The sequence below is a fragment of the Arthrobacter sp. Cr_A7 genome (genome assembly GCF_029222765.1).
Lineage (GTDB): Bacteria > Actinomycetota > Actinomycetes > Actinomycetales > Micrococcaceae > Arthrobacter.
In genome coordinates, this window is sequence record NZ_JARHXQ010000077.1 from 1 (window position 1) to 17,220 (window position 17,220).

The window sequence follows — 17,220 nt, forward strand, 5'->3', positions numbered from 1 at the left end:
CAACGCCGATGCCGAATCAAGGGTAGCGGTCAGCGGCCGGAAGGGGTCCCTCCGCGGACCCGTTTCGGCGCCGGAATGCAGGGTGGAAAAACCTGCCGCGAAAATAGGGTAGTGTTGTTTCAGCGACGCGGGGTGGAGCAGTTCGGTAGCTCGCTGGGCTCATAACCCAGAGGTCACAGGTTCAAATCCTGTCCCCGCAACTATGTGAAGACCCCGTACGGCAGATATGCCGGACGGGGTCTTCTTTTTCCTTGGATACGGGTAGTTCCTAGTATTCTCTTTCGCAGAGCCTCACGCGCAGTGAGTACTTGGCCAGTCATTCTCGAGAGGAATGTTGTTCGATGTCCACACCCACGAAGAAGCCCGGCACCGCCGCGGGTAAGCGGTCCCGACTCTACTGGGGGGTGCCCGCCGTCCTCGTGGCGCTGGTCCTGGTGGTGCTGCTTGCCAAATGGCTGATGGGGTTGCCGGCTGTTGCCTCGTTCGTGGCCGACTACCCGGGCCACTCGGAGCTTCCCGACAATGCTCCGGTGGGTTTTCCGGCCTGGCTGGCCTGGCAGCACTTCCTGAATGCGTTCTTCCTGCTCCTGATCATCCGCACCGGCTGGCAGGTGCGGACCACCACCCGTCCCAGCGGGCACTGGACCCGTAACAACAAGGGCCTGATCCGGACCAAAAACGCTCCCACCAAGATCAGCCTGGAACTGTGGTTCCACCTGACCCTGGACGCGCTGTGGATCCTCAACGGGCTCGTGTTCGCGGTCCTGCTCTTCGCCACCGGACAGTGGATGCGCATCGTCCCCACGAGCTGGGACGTGTTCCCGAACGCCCTCTCGGCGGCCCTGCAGTATGCGTCGCTCAACTGGCCAACGGAGAACGGCTGGATCAACTACAACGCGCTGCAGCTGCTGGCCTACTTCGTCACGGTTTTCATCGCCGCGCCGCTTGCGTTCATCACCGGCCTCCGCATGTCCTCGGCCTGGCCCAAAAAGGCGGCCGGCCTGAACAAGGCGTTCCCCATCGAGTGGGCCCGCGCCGTCCACTTCCCGGTAATGATCTACTTCGTGGCCTTCATCGTGGTGCACGTCTTCCTGGTGCTGGCCACCGGCGCGCTGCGCAACCTCAACCACATGTACGGCGTGCGTGACGACGACGGGTGGTTCGGCTTCTGGGTCTTCGTCGCCTCGGTGGTGGTCATGGTGGCGGCCTGGTTCCTTGCCCGTCCGATCTTCCTGCGGCCCATTGCTTCCCTGATGGGCAAGGTCAGCCGCTAACCCGCCTGGGAATCCTTAAGCCTCTGGTAAGCCTCCAGGGCCCGCTCCCTCGATTCGGGCAATTCAACGAGGGGGGCCGGGTACTCCGGCACACCGGCCTTCCATGGTTCATGAATGGCCTTGGCGTCAAGGCTGGCGAGCTCAGGGACGAACTCACGGAGGTAAGCCCCGGCGGCGTCGAATTTCCTGCTTTGCGTTACCGGGTTGAAGATCCGGTAGTAGGGCGAGGCGTCGGCGCCCGACCCTGCCACCCATTGCCAGTTGGCAGGGTTGCTGGCGGCATCTGCGTCCACCAGGGTGTCCCAGAACCATTCCTCCCCGATGCGCCAGTCAGCCAGCAGGTTCTTGACCAGGAACGAGGCAGCGGCCATCCGGACGCGGTTGTGCATCCAGCCGGTCTGCCAGAGCTGGCGCATGCCGGCGTCCACGAGCGGATAGCCCGTGCGCCCCTGCTGCCACGCCTGGAGTTCCTCCTTGCCGAGGGACTGCCACTCAAACCGGTCGAACTCGGCCCGGTAGTTGCGGGTGGCAAGGTGCGGGTTAGCATACAGCAGGTGCCAGCAGAACTCTCGCCAGCCGAGTTCCGAACGGAAAATCCCGACGTCGGCCGGCATCTTGTGCGAGAACCGCCGGCGTATTTCCCGCCACACCCGGAAGGGACTCATTTCGCCGAACCTCAGGTGCGGCGAGAGCCGGCTGGTCCCTTCGGCACCGGGAATGTTCCTCCCCGTGCCGTAGTCTTCGGCTGGTCCGGCAAGGAAGTCCTCCAGCCGGTGCAGCGCGCCGTCTTCACCGGGCTCCCAGGTGTCAGCCAGGCCGCCGCTCCAATCGGGGGAGGCGGGCAGCAGCTGCCAGCTGTCCAGGTCGTCGCCCTGCGGCAGGCGGCCCTTCGGAGCGGCTGGTGACGGCAGGCTGCGGGGAGGCTCCAAGGGGTCACGGACTTCATGGCCGGCCAGGCAGGTACGCCAGAACGGCGTAAACACCTTGTACGGTCCGCCGGCACCTGTGCGCACCGTCCATGGCTCGAACAGCAGGTTTGCCTGGTAGCTCGATGCTTCCAAGCCGTTGTCCGCTGCCCAGGCCTTGACGGCGGCGTCCACGGTGCGCTCCGGAAGGCCGTAGCGCCGGTTCCAGAAAAAATAGCCAGCGCCGGTCTCAGACGCCAGTTCCCTGATCGTGTCTGCCGCGGGACCGCGGCGGAGAAGCAGGCGCGAGCCCTTGGCTTCAAGCGATCCGGACAGCGCCGCCAGGGAATGGTGCAGCCACCAGCGTGCCGCCCCTCCCAGAGCACGGACTCCCTCGGACTCCTCGTCCAGGATGTACACCACCGTCAGGGGGAGCCCGAGTGCGGCAGCCTCAGACAACGCAGGGTTGTCGTCCAAACGAAGATCGTCACGCAGCCACACCAGGGACGTCACATCGGAAGAAGACATGCCACCACGCTACACACCTGCGGCATGGGTAAGGGCCGGAGCTTCCGGCCCCGGCCCTTACCCAACGCCCTTCACGAGGGCTGCTTCTGCTATCCGTCAGAGCTTGTCGTAGTCGATTTCAGTCGTGGTGGATTCATCGGAGTTGGCAGAGCCGGCTGCGCCGATGGCAGGCTTTGAGGCGCCGCCCGACTTCAACGCTGCCAGGCGGGCTTCAATCTCCACCTGCTCACCAAGGTCCTCGAGCTGGTTGAACTGCGCATCGAGGCTTGACGCCGCCAGTTCCTGCTGCCCACGGACCTTCGCCTCTTCGCGGCGGATCTTCTCCTCGAAGCGGCCCACCTCGCTGGTGGGGTCCATGATGTCAATGCTCTTGATGGCGTCGTGGACCTGCGACTGCGCAGCCGCGGTCTTGGAGCGGGCCACCAGTTCGTTGCGCTTGCTGGTCAGCTGGTTGAGCTTGCCCTTCATCTGGTCCAGGCCGGTCTTCAGCTTGTCCACTACTTCCCGCTGGGAAGCGATGCTCGGTTCGGCGCCCTTGGCCTCATTTTCGGCGGCCATCTGCCGCTGCAGGGCAACCTTGGCCAGGTTGTCGAACTTTTCGGCGTCCGTCACATTGCCGTTGGCACGGTATTCATCGGCCTTACGGGAAGCGGCAAGTGCCTTGTTTCCCCAGTCGCGCGAGTTCTTGACATCCTCGTTGTAGTCGTCCTCGAGCATGCGGAGGTTGCCGATGGTCTGTGCGACGGCGGACTCCGCTTCGGCGATGTTGTTGGTGTAGTCCCGGACCATCTGGTCCAGCATCTTCTGCGGGTCCTCAGCGTTATCCAGCAAGGAGTTGATGTTTGCCTTTGCCAGCTGTGCGACACGGCCGAAAATGGACTGCTTAACCATGGTGTTACCTTTCGTCCTGCTCTGTGATGACCACTGAAATCCGTGAACAGTGGGTGTACTGCTTCTGTCCGCCCGCCGGGACCCCGTCAAACGTCCAATCTCTGATTGTCAGAAACTTCCCGAGTCTCCTCCGCCGAAGTCTCCGCCACCGAAGTCGCCGCCGCCGAAGTCACCTCCGCCCCAGCCCCCGCCGTCGCTGTGGCCGCCGCCCCAGCCCCCGCCGCCGCCTCCGTTAAGGATGGAGTTGATGAGGATGCCGCCCAGGATGGCGCCGCCGAGGCCGCCACCTCCACCGCCGCCGAACATGCCGCCCCGGCCGTAGCCCTGGTTGGCGTAGCCGTCGAAGTGGTCCACGTCAGCCTGTGCCAACTGGGCCGCCTGCGCAGCGAGCGCGTGAGCCTGTTGGGCGTAGGTCAATGCAGTGACCGGATCGGTCCGGGCAATGGACAGCGCATAGTCGAGGTTCCGCTGCGACTCTGCCAGCCGGGTGCGCGCCTCGGTGCCCACACCGCCGCGCCGGGCGGTGATGTAGTCGGACGTTGCACTGATCTGGGCTTGGGCAGACATGATGGTCTGCTGGAGCGATGCCTGCGCACGGCGCGCCTGCTCCTGCTGGTCCCGGATGCCGGTCAGCGCCTGGTCGAGGGACTGATGGGCGGTCTCAACGCGCTGGAGGGTGGCGATCGGATCGATCTTTCCGCCCTGCATCTCCGCTTTCACCTGCCCCAGTGCCGCTTCCACACCTGCCACCGGACCGGCCAGCTCGGAGTGGGCGCCGGACTGGATTATCGCCCTTGCCTGGGCAAGGTCCTGCGAGGTGTCAGCCACTGCTGCCTCGAGGCTGTTCCTCGCTTCGTCCAGATTGGACGAGACCTTGGAGATGGCGTCCAGGAGGACGTTGGTCTGGTGCAGGCTTTCCTCTGCTGCCCGGACGGCCACGGCTGCCAGGCTGCCTTCGCCCTCGCCCAGCTTTTGCTGTGCGGTGGCGGTGGCGTTCTGGACGAAGGCCAGGCGTTCCTTGGCCTGCAGGATGTTGTCGGAGACCTGGGTCAGGGCGCTCTCGGCGTACTTGGCGCGCAGGGTGCCGAGGGACTGCTCCGCACTTGCAATTTTTGCATCTGCTTCACGGGCTCCTGCATTGACGGCTGCGAGTGCCTGCGGGGCGTTCTTCTCAAGCTCCCGCAGGGAATCGAAATCGGCCTTCTGTTCCTGCAGGGATGCCAGGGCAGCTTCCGAACGGCGGATGATCTCGCCAAGCCACGTGCGCTGTTGCTCTTCAGTGTCGGGAATGTGGTCGTCCAGCTGCTGCTGAAGCTTGAACGATTCCGTCATGTGGCCTTTGGCTTCGTCCAGGGCCTTGGTGAAGTTGCCGACGGCGGAATCACCGTACTGTGCCTGCGCGAACATCAGTTCCTGCTCGCTGGACTTGATGGCGTCGTCGGCTTCGATCAGCAGGGAGCCGCTCTTGCGGCGCAGTTCCTCAACGCTGAGCGAGGCCAGCGGATCGAGTTCGGCGCCCTGCGGCCCGTAGCTGCCTGTCGCTGCCTGGCCGGCGGCTTTTTTGCGCTTGTTGCGGAAGTACAGGTAAGCGCCTGCGCCACCGGCCGCCACGACGCCGGTGCCAACGAGGACGGCAGTGCCGGCTCCGTTATCGGAAGGAACCGTTCCGCTTCCACCACCAGCGGCGTCACCGATGGCCGCTGCGGTGTCAATTGCGGCCTGGGCGAAGTCGGGGTTGCCGCCCGCCAGGTTGGCCGTGACGGCGTTTTGACTGATGGCCCCCTGCTTGGGCTTGATGGGACTGGCCGAGTTCAATACGAAGCTGAATTTGCCTTCTTCCGCTATCGCGAGGATGGCGTCGGACCGGCCCATGCTCTTATTCGTCGCTACGGCCTGTGCCCAGGCTGCAGGATCGGCGGGATTGGTGAACGAATCAACGGTCACAACATAGAGATTGTATTTGTGGTCTTTCAGAAGCTTCGAGATCGCTTCCTGCACTTCACCCTTGCGGCTGCCAAGAATGTTGGCGTCGTCCACAATGTTGGTTCCCGAGGGAATGGTCACTGGGTCCTCTGCCCAGGCCGCGCCGGCGGGTACCGCCAGCAGGCCGGTGAGGCCGATGACGGCGAGTATACGTTTGAACTTTGACCGCATGTGCAACCCTTCAGCACGCCTGACACCGATTCGGGACGAATCAGTCGTCTCAGAATCCAGCAGCGCCCCCACGCTTGGTGTGAAGCCGCAGGTCGCTGTGGCAATTCATCTTGATTCTATGGTGCACCCCACAGCCCGTCCATCGGCGGGAATATGCCACCAGCGAAACGCATGCGGGGGCGGCGCACAGGGGAAAAAGGGCCATCAGGAAGCTCTCAGCAAACATCCGAGCTTGTTCCAGCCAATGAGTTCATAGTTAATGCAGACGAGGATGAAAGGAAGTCCCATGACTGAGAACCACACTCCCGGACAGGGCGCCGAGGATAACCGTCCGGGCAACCGGAATCCGTGGCAGCAGCACCCGCAGCCGGGGGAGGGTTCCGCGGAGGCTCAGCATGCGGAAGCCCGCGGTGCGGAGGACGCGGCAAGCCAACGCCTGGCAGCAGGTGACCAGCCCGACGGCGGACACGTCCCGGCTCCTCAGCAGTACCCCACGGAAAGGCTGGACCAGCCGCAGTGGGCGAACCCCACGCAGGAACTCCCCGGAGCTCCCCGCCCCGACTATCCCCAGCGCCAGCCTTTCTACGGCCAGTCCGGGTACTACGGCCAGGGTCAGCAGCATACGCAGCAGTACCCCCAGCACAGTCCCCAGGGCCAGCTGCACAACGGCCACCAGCACAACGGCCATCAGGACATCGGCCACCAGGCCCAGGGTGCGCATGAATTCCAGGGCGGAGCGGTGGGCCTCGCGCCGAATCCCAAGGATGCCCCGCGGCGGAAAGCCAGCTTCGGCGTCGGCACGCTGGTGGCCAGCATCCTCGCCGCCGGCCTGGTGGGTGGCGGCGTGGCCACGGTGGGCTCCGCTGAATGGTTCGGTACCTCCGGAACCCCGGCCAGCACCAGCAGCAACGCCCAGCCCGGCACCGTCATCGTCAACAACCAGGACTCGGTCAACGAGATCACTGCAGCAGCAGTGAAGGCTTCACCCAGCGTGGTAACCATCAGTGCTTCCACCGGCAGTGCGGGCGGCACCGGTTCGGGCATCGTGCTGGACGACCAGGGACACATCCTCACCAACACCCACGTGGTCACCCTCGACGGCCAGACGGCGAATGCGAACCTTGAGGTCCGCTCGAGTGACGGCCGGGTCATCCCTGCGAAGCTGGTCGGCACGGATCCGTTGTCGGACCTCGCCGTGATCAAGGTGGACGCAGGCTCGGGCCTCACCCCGGCCACCCTTGGCGATTCCGGGAAGCTGAACGTGGGAGACACTGCCATCGCCATCGGCTCTCCGCTGGGTCTCACCGGAACCGTCACCGACGGAATCGTCTCCACCCTCAACAGGACCATCAGTGTTGCGTCGGCAGCTGCCCCCGAAGAGGGGGACAACGCCGAGGGCGACGACGAGGGCGGCTTCCAGTTCGCGCCTCCGGGCGGTGGACAGAGCCAGCAGACTGCAGAACAGGGCCAAATATCCATCAACGTCATCCAGACGGACGCAGCCATCAACCCGGGCAACTCAGGCGGCGCCCTGGTCAACAGCAACGGTGAGATTATCGGCGTCAACGTGGCCATCGCGTCGGCGGGCTCAAGCGCATCCTCCACGAGCGGAAACATCGGCGTCGGCTTCAGCATCCCCATCAACCACGCCAAGCGGGTTGCCCGGGAAATCATCGAGACCGGCAAGGCTTCCCACGGGCAGCTGGGTGTCAGCGTCAAGCCGAAGGGCACGAGCGCGTCCTCAGAGTTCTCTGTAGGCGCGGACGTCGCCACCGTGGAACCGGACTCGGCAGCCGCCAAGGCAGGTATCAGGGTGGGTGACGTGATCACGAGGTTCAACGACCTTGCAGTCGGTGAACCTGAGCAACTGACCGCGGCTGTGCGTGAGCAACCCGGCGGTTCCAAAGTGAAGATCACCGTACTGCGGAACGGCCAGGAACAGACGTTCGACGTCACGCTGGGCACCGCAGCGAGCTAAGTGCCGTACGGCGCTAACCGCGAAGCAGCAGTACGACGGCGGCGTCCCCACCTTCGGGCGGGGGCGTCGCCGTCGTTGTTTCCACCTCGTGGGGAAGCCAGGCGCCGGCGTCAGGGGAGTGCTGACACAGGCGTTAACGGAAGAGCGCGCAGGGGCGGGCCTATATGGTTAGCTAGGAGCTACCCGTATGCCGGGCATTCCGCGGCCACGACCTCACCCGGCTGGCTGTCCACAAGCATGGAAGGCTGCTGTCAATACAGTGGAAGATACATTGAAGATCATCGTCCTGGTCAAGCATGTACCGGACGCCCAGTTCGACCGTCACCTCAACGGGGAGGGGTACACGACGGACCGCGATGAGAGCATCCTGTCCGAGCTCGACGAATACGCACTTGAGGCGGCACTGCAGCTCGCCGAGGCACGTGGCGGCAGCAAGGCGGGCAACCAGGTCATCGCCCTGAGCATGGGTCCTGCCGGGGCCGTCAATGCCATCAAGAAGGCACTCCAGATCGGGGCCACCGAGGGGGTCCACCTCACCGATGACGCGCTGGCCGGGTCCGACGCCGCCGCTACATCCCTCGCGTTGGCGGCCACCGTCCGGTACCTGGGCCAGTCCGCGCCGGTGGACCTGGTGATCACCGGCATGGCTTCCACCGACGGCGAAACCTCCCTGGTTCCGGCGCAGCTGGCGGAACGGCTTGGCCTGCCCCAGGTCACCTTTGCCTCGTCGCTGGAGGTCAGCGGCGGCAGGCTGACGGCGCGGCGCGATGCCGATACGTTCTCCGAAACGGTGGAAGCATCCCTGCCCGCCGTTGTGTCCGTGACGGACCAGATCAATGAGCCCCGGTACCCCAACTTCAAGGGCATCATCGCCGCCAAGCGCAAGAGCATCACCACACTGTCGCTCGCGGACATTGGTGTTGACCAGGCACAGGTGGGCTTCGCCGGGTCTTGGACCAGCATCATCAATGCAGAGGAACGCCCGCCCCGCACCGCGGGCACCATCATCACCGACGAAGGCGATGCCGGCATCAAGCTGGTTGACTTCCTGGCCGCCCAGAAGCTGCTCTAAGAGGGATCACAGACATGGCAAAAGTACTTGTATTCATCGACAACCCGGGCGCTGCCGTCAAAAAGAGCTACCTCGAGCTGCTGACACTGGCACGTTCACTGGGGGAGAGCGCTGTGGCCCTCAACGGGGAGCTTTCCGACGGCGTTGCGGCTGCCTTCGCCGAATACGGCGTCAGCACGGTGGTGCGCCCCTCGGCCCAGGACCTCGACGACTTCCTGGTTGCCCCGAAGGCTGCCTACGTCGCCGCGGCCGCGGAAACCACCGGCGCGGGCATCGTCCTGCTCGACAACTCGCCCGAGGGCAAGGAGATTGCCGCCCGTGTGGCGATCCGGCTGAACGCCGGCGTTATCACCGACGCCATAGCCGTGGACGCGGATGGAACCGCGCACAAGTCCGTCCTGGCCGGCTCCTACAACACTTCCTGCAAGGCCACCACTTCCGTGTCAGTAGTGACCGTTAAGGCCAACAACATCACGGCCGAGCCTGCCACTGTCCCCTCCACGCCGGAAACCGTCACCGTAGAGGTGCCGGCCGCGGCCGCAGCTGCCCGGATCACCGCCCGCGAGCAGAAGGTGGCCAGCGGACGGCCCGACCTCACCGACGCCCGGATCGTGGTGGCCGGCGGACGCGGCCTGGACGGCGACTTCGGACCCGTCGAAGAGCTCGCCGACGCACTGGGCGCAGCCGTGGGAGCGTCGCGCGCAGCCACGGACGCAGGCTGGATCAGCCATGACGCACAGGTGGGCCAGACCGGCAAGACCGTGTCCCCCCAGCTCTACATCTCAGCCGGCATTTCCGGGGCCATCCAGCAGAAGGCCGGGATGCAGACCTCCAAGGTCATCGTTGCCGTCAACAAGGACGCGGAGTCGCCGGTCTTCGAGATTGCCGATTTCGGCATCATCGGGGACGTCTTCGATGTGCTGCCGCAGGCTACGGAAGAGATCAAGAAGCGAAAAGGCTGATTCCTTGACTGCCTCCAACGAGCAGGCACAGAGCCCGTTCAACCCGGCCACGGACCGGGTTGGGCGGGTGCTCTGTTTTGCGGCCCACCCGGACGACATCGACTTTGGTGCCGCAGGCACCATCGCCGCCTGGACGGCCGCGGGGGTGCAGGTCAGCTACTGCATCATGACCGACGGCGACGCGGGGGGCTTCGACCCGGCACACCGGGCCAACATCATCGCCATGCGGGACGCCGAACAGCGCCGCGCCGCCGGGCTGGTGGGCGTCACCGACATCCACTACCTTCACCAGCGGGACGGATACCTCGAACCCTCGCACGAGGTGATGCGGGGCGTGGTGAAGCTGATCCGGGAAATCCGTCCCGACGTCGTGCTGTCCATGCATCCGGAACGGAACTGGCGGCGCATCCAGAAGAGCCACCCCGACCACCTGGCGGTGGGCGAGGCCGTCACCCGGGCGGTGTACCCTGCGCTGGAAAACCCCTTCGCCTACCCTGAACTCGCCGAATCAGGGCTTGAAGCCTACAAGCTGCCGTGGCTCTGGCTGTACGCGGGGCCGGAGGAGCGGGAGAACCACTTCGTGGATGTCACCGGCCAGGTGGAAGCCAAGCTGAAGGCGATCCATGTCCACGTCAGCCAGCACCCCGATGTGGAAGCCATGGAGGCAACTGTCCGGCAGGGGATGCGGACAAACGCGGACCGGGCGGGACTTCCGGAGGGCCGCAGCGCGGAGGCGTTCCACGTTGTTGCCGTCAACGGTCCCGGAACCATCGCCGGCTTCTAAAATCTGTTTCTATATACAAGAACGCCCCGTTTCCTGGCCGGAAACGGGGCGTTCTTCAGCGTGTTGCCGCTTTCCGGCTACGCTCCCAAGGGTGCGGCGGCGACCGTGGGCAGGGTGGGTGACTGGGATCCGCCCACGGGTTCGACGGTTATCCCCAACGCAGCCGCGGAGGAAATGCCCTGCACAACAGCAGGCTTGGACAGGGCTTCCTCGTCCATCAACCCCTGTGACACGGGGGCAGAGCCGTCCTTGGGAATCAGCCACATCTGGTAGACCTTGCCCTCAGGCGGAGCGGGGACGCCATTCATCTTCACCACGGCGGCGTCCTCGGAGGAGGAGATGAGGAGGGTGGCGGTGCCGCCCCCGGACACATCCACCGATGCCTCGCGAAGGTCGCCGGCACGGACCACCTGGTTCAGGGGGTCGTTCTGGTCCGCGAGGTATGACCCCACTCCGACGCCGCCCAATGCGATCGCCGCAGCTGCTGCCACTCCGGCAAGCCAACGGCGGGCACCGGGCCGGCGCCGTTCTTCCCTGCGCTGGCGGGCCTTGGCGAGCTCGTCGCCGGCTACGGGAACGGCAGCGGTGGCGCCGGTTTGGGCGTCCGGCAGCAAGTCGTCCCGGTGCACGTCTTCCCGGTGCACGCCGTGCTGGGGCGGCAACTGGGCCACAATCCGGTTGAACAGATCGGCCGGAGGTTCCTCTTCAACGTGGAAAGTTCTGGCCAGCGTCTCGCGCGCCTGCCGCACCCGCTCCTGGAATGCGAGCCGTTCTGCTTCCGGGGCGGTGGAGATGTAATCCTCAATGGCTTGCCGTTCGTGATCCGTCACGGCGTCCAGGGCATACAGCTCAGCCAGGTCAACGGCCCTGCCGGACGCGAGGTCCATGGCAACGGTATCGCCGAACGAGCCGGAGCGGCCGTTGCGCCCATGGTTCATTTCTGTCATCTCAACTCACCCCCAGACAGGTCTTCAATCGGATCAGTCCATCGCGGATGCGGGACTTTATGGTGGGTACTGCCGCGTTCAGCCGTTCTGCGACCTCCCGGTAGGTGAGGCCGCCATAGTATGCGAGGCGTACGGACTCCTGTTGTGTTTCGGTCAAGGTTCCTAGGCAGCGGGCTACGGCTTCAGCTTCCAGCCTGCTTCCCACTTCGTCAGAAACGCTGTCATGATCGATGTCCTGCGTGCTGGCGCCGTACTTCGCTTCCCGGTCCGTTGAGGACTGCGAGGACCTGACTTTGTCCACCGCGCGCCGGTGCGAAATAGTCATCAACCAGGACAGCGGGCTTCCTGCCTGGCGGTCGAACTTTGCCGCGTTCTGCCACACCTGCAGGAAGACCTCCTGGGTGGTGTCCTCGCTAAGCTCAGGATCAATCAGAACCCGGCGGGCCATGCCGAACACCCTCCGGGACGTGAGCCGGTAGAACTCCGCAAAGGCCGCCTGGTCCTCACGGGCTATGCCTTCCAAAAGGATTACAAGGCGTTGGCTGAGGTCAGCCGGCGGATCGGTTACCGCGGCAGGAGCCTCGGAATGTGGCGCGTTGGGAGTTTCCATTACTTCCAAGCATAAGTCTCCCGGCGGTGAATCCTCAGCAGTGCCTGTGCGGCTGCGGCTTTTGGTCCTGGACCCTGCTTCCAGAAGTGTCACCTGCCGCTCCTCGATCCCGTGAAATGTTCTCAGGAGTGATTCGGGGCTGCTGCATGGGTGGATGGGCGGCACCGGAAGATTTTTCCCCCGGCTGCCATAGGGAAGGCCTCAGATCCGCGCGCCGGCAAACCCCTGCTGCCGCCACGCCTCGTAGACGGCAATGGAAGCGGCGTTGGCCAGGTTCAGGGAACGCAGGGCAGGCAGCATGGGCAGCCGCACCGTGGCGGTGACGTGGAAGTCCGTTTTCAGTTCCTCCGGGAGGCCCACGGACTCCCGCCCGAACATCAGGACGTCGCCCGGCTGGTACGCGATGTCCGTGTAGCTGGCCGCTCCATCGGAAGTAAACGCATAGACGCGTTCGGGTTGCAGGTGCTGCCAGGCGTCCTCGATGTTCTTATGCACCGTGACCACGGCGAGGTCATGGTAATCGAGCCCGGCGCGGCGCAGCTTGGCGTCTGAAAAATCGAAACCCAGTGGTTCCACGAGATGCAGTTCAGCCCCGGTGATGGCGGCAAGCCTTATGGCGTTACCTGTATTGCCGGGAATTTCAGGGGCGTGGAAGAGGATGCGGAACACATTCCCATCCTAGCGACCGCTGTCAGTGCATGCCGCGCAGCAGCCGGGCCAGGACGGGCACGTTCACGGTATTGGGCGCCGGCCCGGAGGCAAGGAACTCCTTGAGCCCGCGCACCATGCCGGCACCGTTGACGATCTGTACTGTTTCGAGTGCACCTGCGGGGCGGCGGTGATGGTCGATGACCGGCTCGTGCAGGTTCCCGCTGGGGCTCAAAACCACTGTCCAGCCGGTGACGTTCAGTTCCGGGAAGATGTCCTGCATCGCCCGAACAAGGTGGGCCAGCTGCGGCGGTGCGATGGTGCGCGTCCCATGGTTCAGGGTCCTGCCGTCCCAGGCGTACGCCCCCTTGGGCAGGAGCATGGAATTAATCAGGGCGAGCCGGTAGCCCGACAGCACGGCATGGTCGATGTGGCTGTTGTCCGCCGGCGACTGCAGGCCGTTGATGAGCCGGGCGGCGGGGATGGCGGGCAACACCTGGCGGGTCAGGAGCTGGACAGTGCGCATCTCCCGCTGGATCCGTGCTTCGGCTCCAAAGATGCCGCGTTTCCGGGGCATCCCGTGCACCTGCTGGCTGGCCTGAGCCGGTGGAATCAGCGGAACAGTGCCGGGCGTGAACGGCGGCACGTAGACAGGCGGATCCCCCGCGGTATTGCGGGTGCTGCCAGGCCGGTGGACTGTGGCCGACGCCCGGCTGCCGGCGGGAGGAGCATCAAAGTGCGGCTCATCGTCGGCAGCATTGCCCCGGACAGGGCCCGCCGCATACGAACGGTCGTAGGCTTTACGGCGCTGGGGATCAATGAGGGTCTCATATGCGGCCGTCACCCGGCGGAACGCGGCAGCGTCACCGCCATGGTCGGGATGGGCGGTGCGGGCAGCACGGCGGTAAGCCACCTTGATTTCCTTCTCAGTGGCCGTAACGGCTACCTGAAGGACCTGGTAGTGGGAGCTGCTGCTCTCGGTCAAACACTCATCCTTTTCTGTATGGCCGGCCCGCGGGGGAGCCAAGCCAGCCCAGTCTAGCCAGCACGGCGGCCCGCCCTGTCCTGACAACGAGTGCTTGGGCTGTGCAGGTTCCCGGCGGGAGCTGCAGTCTAGACTCGTGCATGCGCGGCCGGCGGGGCCGTGGCATGAAACAGCGGGGGACATGACAATGCCGACGACGGTACGGGCGGCTGGCGGGAAGTGGCTGGGGGCGGCGCTGGCAGGCGCCCTGGGCGCCGTCCTATTGAGCGGATGCAGCGTGGAGGTGCGGGATCCGGCGGCACCGGACGTGGTTGAAAGCACTCCGGTCCTGGCTACTCCCACCATTACCCCCGGCCATGACGCTGACGCCGTGGCCGGGCAGGATCTTCCCTTCGCAGCCGGCGGGACCCTTGCCCGCGACGTCCCCGTGGGGATATCGGATGGGTTGAAGGATGCGCCTGGCTGGAAGCAGGTTAAGGACAATGTCGCCGGCGAGAGCCAGTACGCAAAAGCGGACGGGTGCCTCGTGGCTGCCAAAGTCCGCAGCAACCAAGGCGCCCTTGCGCGGGGCGATGACCGTGAATCAACGGCGGCGCTCTTTGAATACCTTGATCCGACCCTGCTGCCGGGCTCCCTGAAGGCAGACACCCTTCGCTGGGGAAATGACCGCGACGCGCCGGTGCGCCGGGTGGAAGTCCTGGCCCTGGAGCAGGCTGCACCGCGGGGCGGGAAGGCAGCGGTCGTCCTGGCCCGGCTCTTCGCCACCGCCGGCTCGTCCGTCTATGTCTCCGTGTCCTGCCCCGATGCGGCATCGCTCGCCGCAGCGCGGGCAGACGTAGCCTCGTTCCTGCCGGTGCTGCCGCCGTCGAACTAGCTTCCCGGGCATCAAGCTTCCTGGGCATTTAAAAGGAAGAGCCGGCCGCTGGATATCCAGCTGCCGGCAGGTCTTTTCTGCTGTAGTCAATGCGCACAGTTACTCCGTGCGCACTCCTGTAGGCCGGGAGAGGCGGTTCAAAGCCAGCGCTGCCACCAGAAGCCCGAAGTCGCGCAGTGCGACGTCGAAGAAACTCCCCAGCAGGAGGAGGTTGATGATGATGCCGGCCAGCCAGGCCGCCACCAGGAGCGAACCAAACCGCGGGCGGATGGCCACGATAATACCGGCGGCAATCTCCACTGCCCCCACCACGTACATGAAGGTCTGGGCGGGGATCGGCACGATCGCGGTGGCCTGCGGAGCAAGGTAGATCGTCCAGTCAGCCAGGATGTTGGTGAACTTGTCCAGGCCGAAGATGATCGGCGCAACGGTAAACACAGTTCGCAGCAGCAGGAAAGCCTGCCGTGCAGGTTGAACTGCCGGGAGGTGATGGGCATGCACTGCGGATGCGGTTTTCATAGCAACTCCTTCTAAAAGTAGATATGACAATTTTAGAAGCGGGCAGGTCTATAATCAAGAGATCTTGACTTTGGATTGGGGTGGAATGACCAGGCTCCCTTGGGCAGACAGGATGGCTGCGCTCGCCTCCCTGGCAGACGAAAAGCGGCTCCAGCTCTTCGAATTCGTGGCGGCGGCGCCGCATGCCGTGAGCCGCGACGATGCCGCCCGGGCCGCGGGCATTCCGAGGAGTACCGTGTCCTTCCACCTGGACCGGCTGGTCCAGGACGGCCTGCTGGCCGTTGAATTCCACAAGCCGCCGGGAAAAACCGGCCCCGGGTCCGGGAGGCCTGCAAAGATGTACCGGAGCACAGCGGGCGAAATCGGCGCCTCGGTGCCTGACCGGAATTACGACCTTGCAGGCGAGCTCCTGGCCGCCGCCATCGAGAGGTCCCAGGAGACCGGCAAACCGGCAGGAGTGGTACTCCGGGACATCGCCTTCCACAAAGGCCGGGAGTTGGCCGAGGGAGCCGAATCCCTGGAGCGGTTCCTCGCCGCAACCGGATATCGGCCGGAACCGGACGGCGAGGGCGGGTTCCTGCTGCCGAACTGCCCCTTCCACCGGCTTTCCCGGACGCACACCGGCGTGGTGTGCTCCATGAACGGCGCGTTCCTGCGGGGCGCGGCGGTGGGTTCCGGCACCTCGGAGGAACGCGTGGCGGGAGCGGATATGCCGGATTACTGCTGTGCCCGGATTGTCCCGGCACATCAGGTGGCAGGGCCTCCGGCACCGGGCGGCAACCGGCCCAAGGGCTAGAATTGCAAGGTGCCCGTCTACCTCGATCATGCTGCCACCACCCCGCTTTCGGCTGAGGCTCTGGCTGCCCTGACGCGTGAACTTGCCCGCACCGGAAACCCCTCCTCGCTGCATGGTTCCGGCCGGCGGGCGCGCAGGGCAGTTGAGGATGCGCGGGAGGCCGTCGCCGCTGCTGCCGGCGCCCATCCATCAGAGGTGATCTTTACGTCCGGCGGCACCGAATCGGACAACCTGGCTGTCAAGGGCCTGTATTGGGCCCGGGTGGCAGAGAACCCCGCGCGGCGGCGCATCCTCTGTTCCGCCGTCGAACATCACGCGGTCCTGGACACCGTGGAGTGGCTGGAACGGCATGAGGGCGCCGACGTGACGTGGCTGCCGGTGGACGGCGACGGCGTGGTGGACCTCGAATTCCTTCAAGGTGAGCTGTCCCGGGATCCGGACACCATCGCGCTGGTCACCGTTATGTGGGCCAACAACGAGGTGGGTACCATCCAGCCGGTCCATCGGATCGTGGAACTGGCCCATGCCGCCCGCGTTCCCGTGCACTCGGATGCCGTGCAGGCGTTCGGTTCGCTCCCCGTGGATTTCAAGGCGTCCGGCCTGGATGCCATGTCCATCTCCGGGCACAAGATCGGGGGACCGGTGGGTGTGGGGTCCCTCCTGCTGGGGCGGACGGTCAAGCTGACCCCCGTCCAGCACGGAGGCGGGCAGGAACGGGACGTCCGCTCCGGCACCTTGGATACGGCCTCGATTGCAGCTTTCGCAGCGGCCGCAGAGGCTGCTGCTGCAGCGCTGCCCCGTGAAGCCGCCCGGATCACGGCCCTCCGCGACCGACTGATCAAAGGGGTGCTCGAGCGGGTGCCGGAGGCCGTCCTGCGCGGAGCGCCAGGCACCGGGCGGCTCCCGGGCAATGCGCATTTCACCTTCCCGGGCTGCGAAGGGGATTCCCTCCTCTTCCTTTTGGACCTTGCCGGGGTTGAGTCATCCACCGGATCGGCGTGCACGGCCGGTGTGCCGCGCCCGTCCCACGTCCTGCTGGCCATGGGACTTGACGAGGAAACGGCGCGGGGCGCGCAGCGGTTCACTCTCGGCCATGCCTCCACCGACGCCGACGTCGACGCCTTGCTGAACGCCCTTCCGGACGCCTATGCACGTGCCCGGCAGGCAGGTATGGCCGGCCACGAGTCCTCCATCCAGACTGCAGGCACCATCGCCCGGCAGGGACGGGCTGCCAGCTGACCGCGCTGCCGCCGTGCTCCTTGACCCTGCGCCGTGCTCCTTTACACGAGGCCG

General features: G+C 65.3%; 16 protein-coding genes and 1 tRNA gene. 9 read left to right on the forward strand and 8 right to left on the reverse strand.

The features are described from left to right. Positions 1-126: 126 nt before the first annotated feature. Both P2Q66_RS04560 and P2Q66_RS04565 read left to right on the forward strand, forming a co-directional pair. Positions 127-200, forward strand: a tRNA-Met gene (locus tag P2Q66_RS04560). Positions 201-341: 141 nt separating this feature from the next. Next, on the forward strand, positions 342-1,274 hold the full coding sequence (locus P2Q66_RS04565) for a cytochrome b/b6 domain-containing protein (RefSeq protein ID WP_275725977.1): 933 nt from the start codon (positions 342-344) through the stop codon (positions 1,272-1,274). On the opposite strand, the gene P2Q66_RS04570 is transcribed toward P2Q66_RS04565, so the two are convergent. From P2Q66_RS04570 to P2Q66_RS04580, 3 genes are all read right to left on the reverse strand, one after another. Continuing rightward, positions 1,271-2,707 carry a deoxyribodipyrimidine photo-lyase gene (locus P2Q66_RS04570; RefSeq protein ID WP_275725979.1) on the reverse strand — a complete coding sequence of 479 codons (1,437 nt, stop codon included), beginning with the start codon at positions 2,705-2,707 and terminating at the stop codon, positions 1,271-1,273. The two genes, P2Q66_RS04565 and P2Q66_RS04570, sit on opposite strands and share 4 nt — an antisense overlap. 96 nt (positions 2,708-2,803) lie before the next feature. Continuing rightward, complete coding sequence (locus tag P2Q66_RS04575) at positions 2,804-3,598, reverse strand: PspA/IM30 family protein (RefSeq protein ID WP_079597279.1); 795 nt, start codon at positions 3,596-3,598, stop codon at positions 2,804-2,806. 108 nt (positions 3,599-3,706) lie between these two features. After that, positions 3,707-5,752 (reverse strand): TPM domain-containing protein, encoded by a 2,046-nt coding sequence (locus P2Q66_RS04580; protein WP_275725982.1) that lies wholly within the window; start codon positions 5,750-5,752, stop codon positions 3,707-3,709. Between the two features lie 286 nt (positions 5,753-6,038). Between P2Q66_RS04580 and P2Q66_RS04585 the strand changes: the two genes are divergently transcribed. The 4 genes from P2Q66_RS04585 (at position 6,039) to P2Q66_RS04600 (ending at position 10,548) form a co-directional block, all read left to right on the forward strand. Continuing rightward, the gene (locus tag P2Q66_RS04585; RefSeq protein WP_275725985.1) at positions 6,039-7,730 is read left to right on the forward strand and encodes a trypsin-like peptidase domain-containing protein; all 1,692 of its coding nucleotides are present in this window, start codon (positions 6,039-6,041) and stop codon (positions 7,728-7,730) included. 271 nt (positions 7,731-8,001) lie between these two features. After that, positions 8,002-8,802: an electron transfer flavoprotein subunit beta/FixA family protein gene (locus tag P2Q66_RS04590; protein WP_079597276.1), complete on the forward strand. Its 801-nt coding sequence runs from the start codon at positions 8,002-8,004 to the stop codon at positions 8,800-8,802. A 14-nt stretch (positions 8,803-8,816) separates the two neighbouring features. Further along, a complete protein-coding gene (locus P2Q66_RS04595; protein ID WP_275725987.1) occupies positions 8,817-9,764 on the forward strand; it encodes an electron transfer flavoprotein subunit alpha/FixB family protein in 948 nt (315 codons plus the stop codon). 4 nt (positions 9,765-9,768) lie between these two features. Beyond that, positions 9,769-10,548, forward strand: a complete 780-nt coding sequence (locus tag P2Q66_RS04600; protein WP_275725988.1) for a PIG-L deacetylase family protein — start codon at positions 9,769-9,771, stop codon at positions 10,546-10,548. A 77-nt stretch (positions 10,549-10,625) separates the two neighbouring features. Here the strand turns inward: P2Q66_RS04600 and P2Q66_RS04605 are convergent, their stop codons facing one another. The 4 genes from P2Q66_RS04605 to P2Q66_RS04620 form a co-directional block, all read right to left on the reverse strand. Beyond that, on the reverse strand, positions 10,626-11,486 hold the full coding sequence (locus tag P2Q66_RS04605; RefSeq protein ID WP_275726044.1) for an anti-sigma factor: 861 nt from the start codon (positions 11,484-11,486) through the stop codon (positions 10,626-10,628). Positions 11,487-11,496: 10 nt separating this feature from the next. Further along, entirely contained in the window at positions 11,497-12,105 is a 609-nt protein-coding gene (gene sigK / locus P2Q66_RS04610) for an ECF RNA polymerase sigma factor SigK (protein ID WP_275725990.1), read from the reverse strand. A gap of 201 nt (positions 12,106-12,306) precedes the next feature. Then, positions 12,307-12,774 carry a tRNA (cytidine(34)-2'-O)-methyltransferase gene (locus P2Q66_RS04615; RefSeq protein WP_275725994.1) on the reverse strand — a complete coding sequence of 156 codons (468 nt, stop codon included), beginning with the start codon at positions 12,772-12,774 and terminating at the stop codon, positions 12,307-12,309. 22 nt (positions 12,775-12,796) lie between these two features. Beyond that, on the reverse strand, positions 12,797-13,738 hold the full coding sequence (locus P2Q66_RS04620) for a J domain-containing protein (protein ID WP_275725996.1): 942 nt from the start codon (positions 13,736-13,738) through the stop codon (positions 12,797-12,799). A 181-nt stretch (positions 13,739-13,919) separates the two neighbouring features. On the opposite strand from P2Q66_RS04620, the gene P2Q66_RS04625 reads away from it, so the two are divergent. Beyond that, positions 13,920-14,612, forward strand: a complete 693-nt coding sequence (locus P2Q66_RS04625; RefSeq protein WP_275725998.1) for a hypothetical protein — start codon at positions 13,920-13,922, stop codon at positions 14,610-14,612. A gap of 99 nt (positions 14,613-14,711) precedes the next feature. On the opposite strand, the gene P2Q66_RS04630 is transcribed toward P2Q66_RS04625, so the two are convergent. Next, positions 14,712-15,131, reverse strand: a complete 420-nt coding sequence (locus tag P2Q66_RS04630; protein WP_115525100.1) for a hypothetical protein — start codon at positions 15,129-15,131, stop codon at positions 14,712-14,714. Positions 15,132-15,216: 85 nt separating this feature from the next. On the opposite strand from P2Q66_RS04630, the gene P2Q66_RS04635 reads away from it, so the two are divergent. Then, positions 15,217-15,927: a helix-turn-helix domain-containing protein gene (locus P2Q66_RS04635; RefSeq protein WP_275726001.1), complete on the forward strand. Its 711-nt coding sequence runs from the start codon at positions 15,217-15,219 to the stop codon at positions 15,925-15,927. A 9-nt stretch (positions 15,928-15,936) separates the two neighbouring features. Beyond that, positions 15,937-17,166 (forward strand): cysteine desulfurase family protein, encoded by a 1,230-nt coding sequence (locus P2Q66_RS04640; RefSeq protein WP_275726004.1) that lies wholly within the window; start codon positions 15,937-15,939, stop codon positions 17,164-17,166. Positions 17,167-17,220 lie beyond the last annotated feature (54 nt).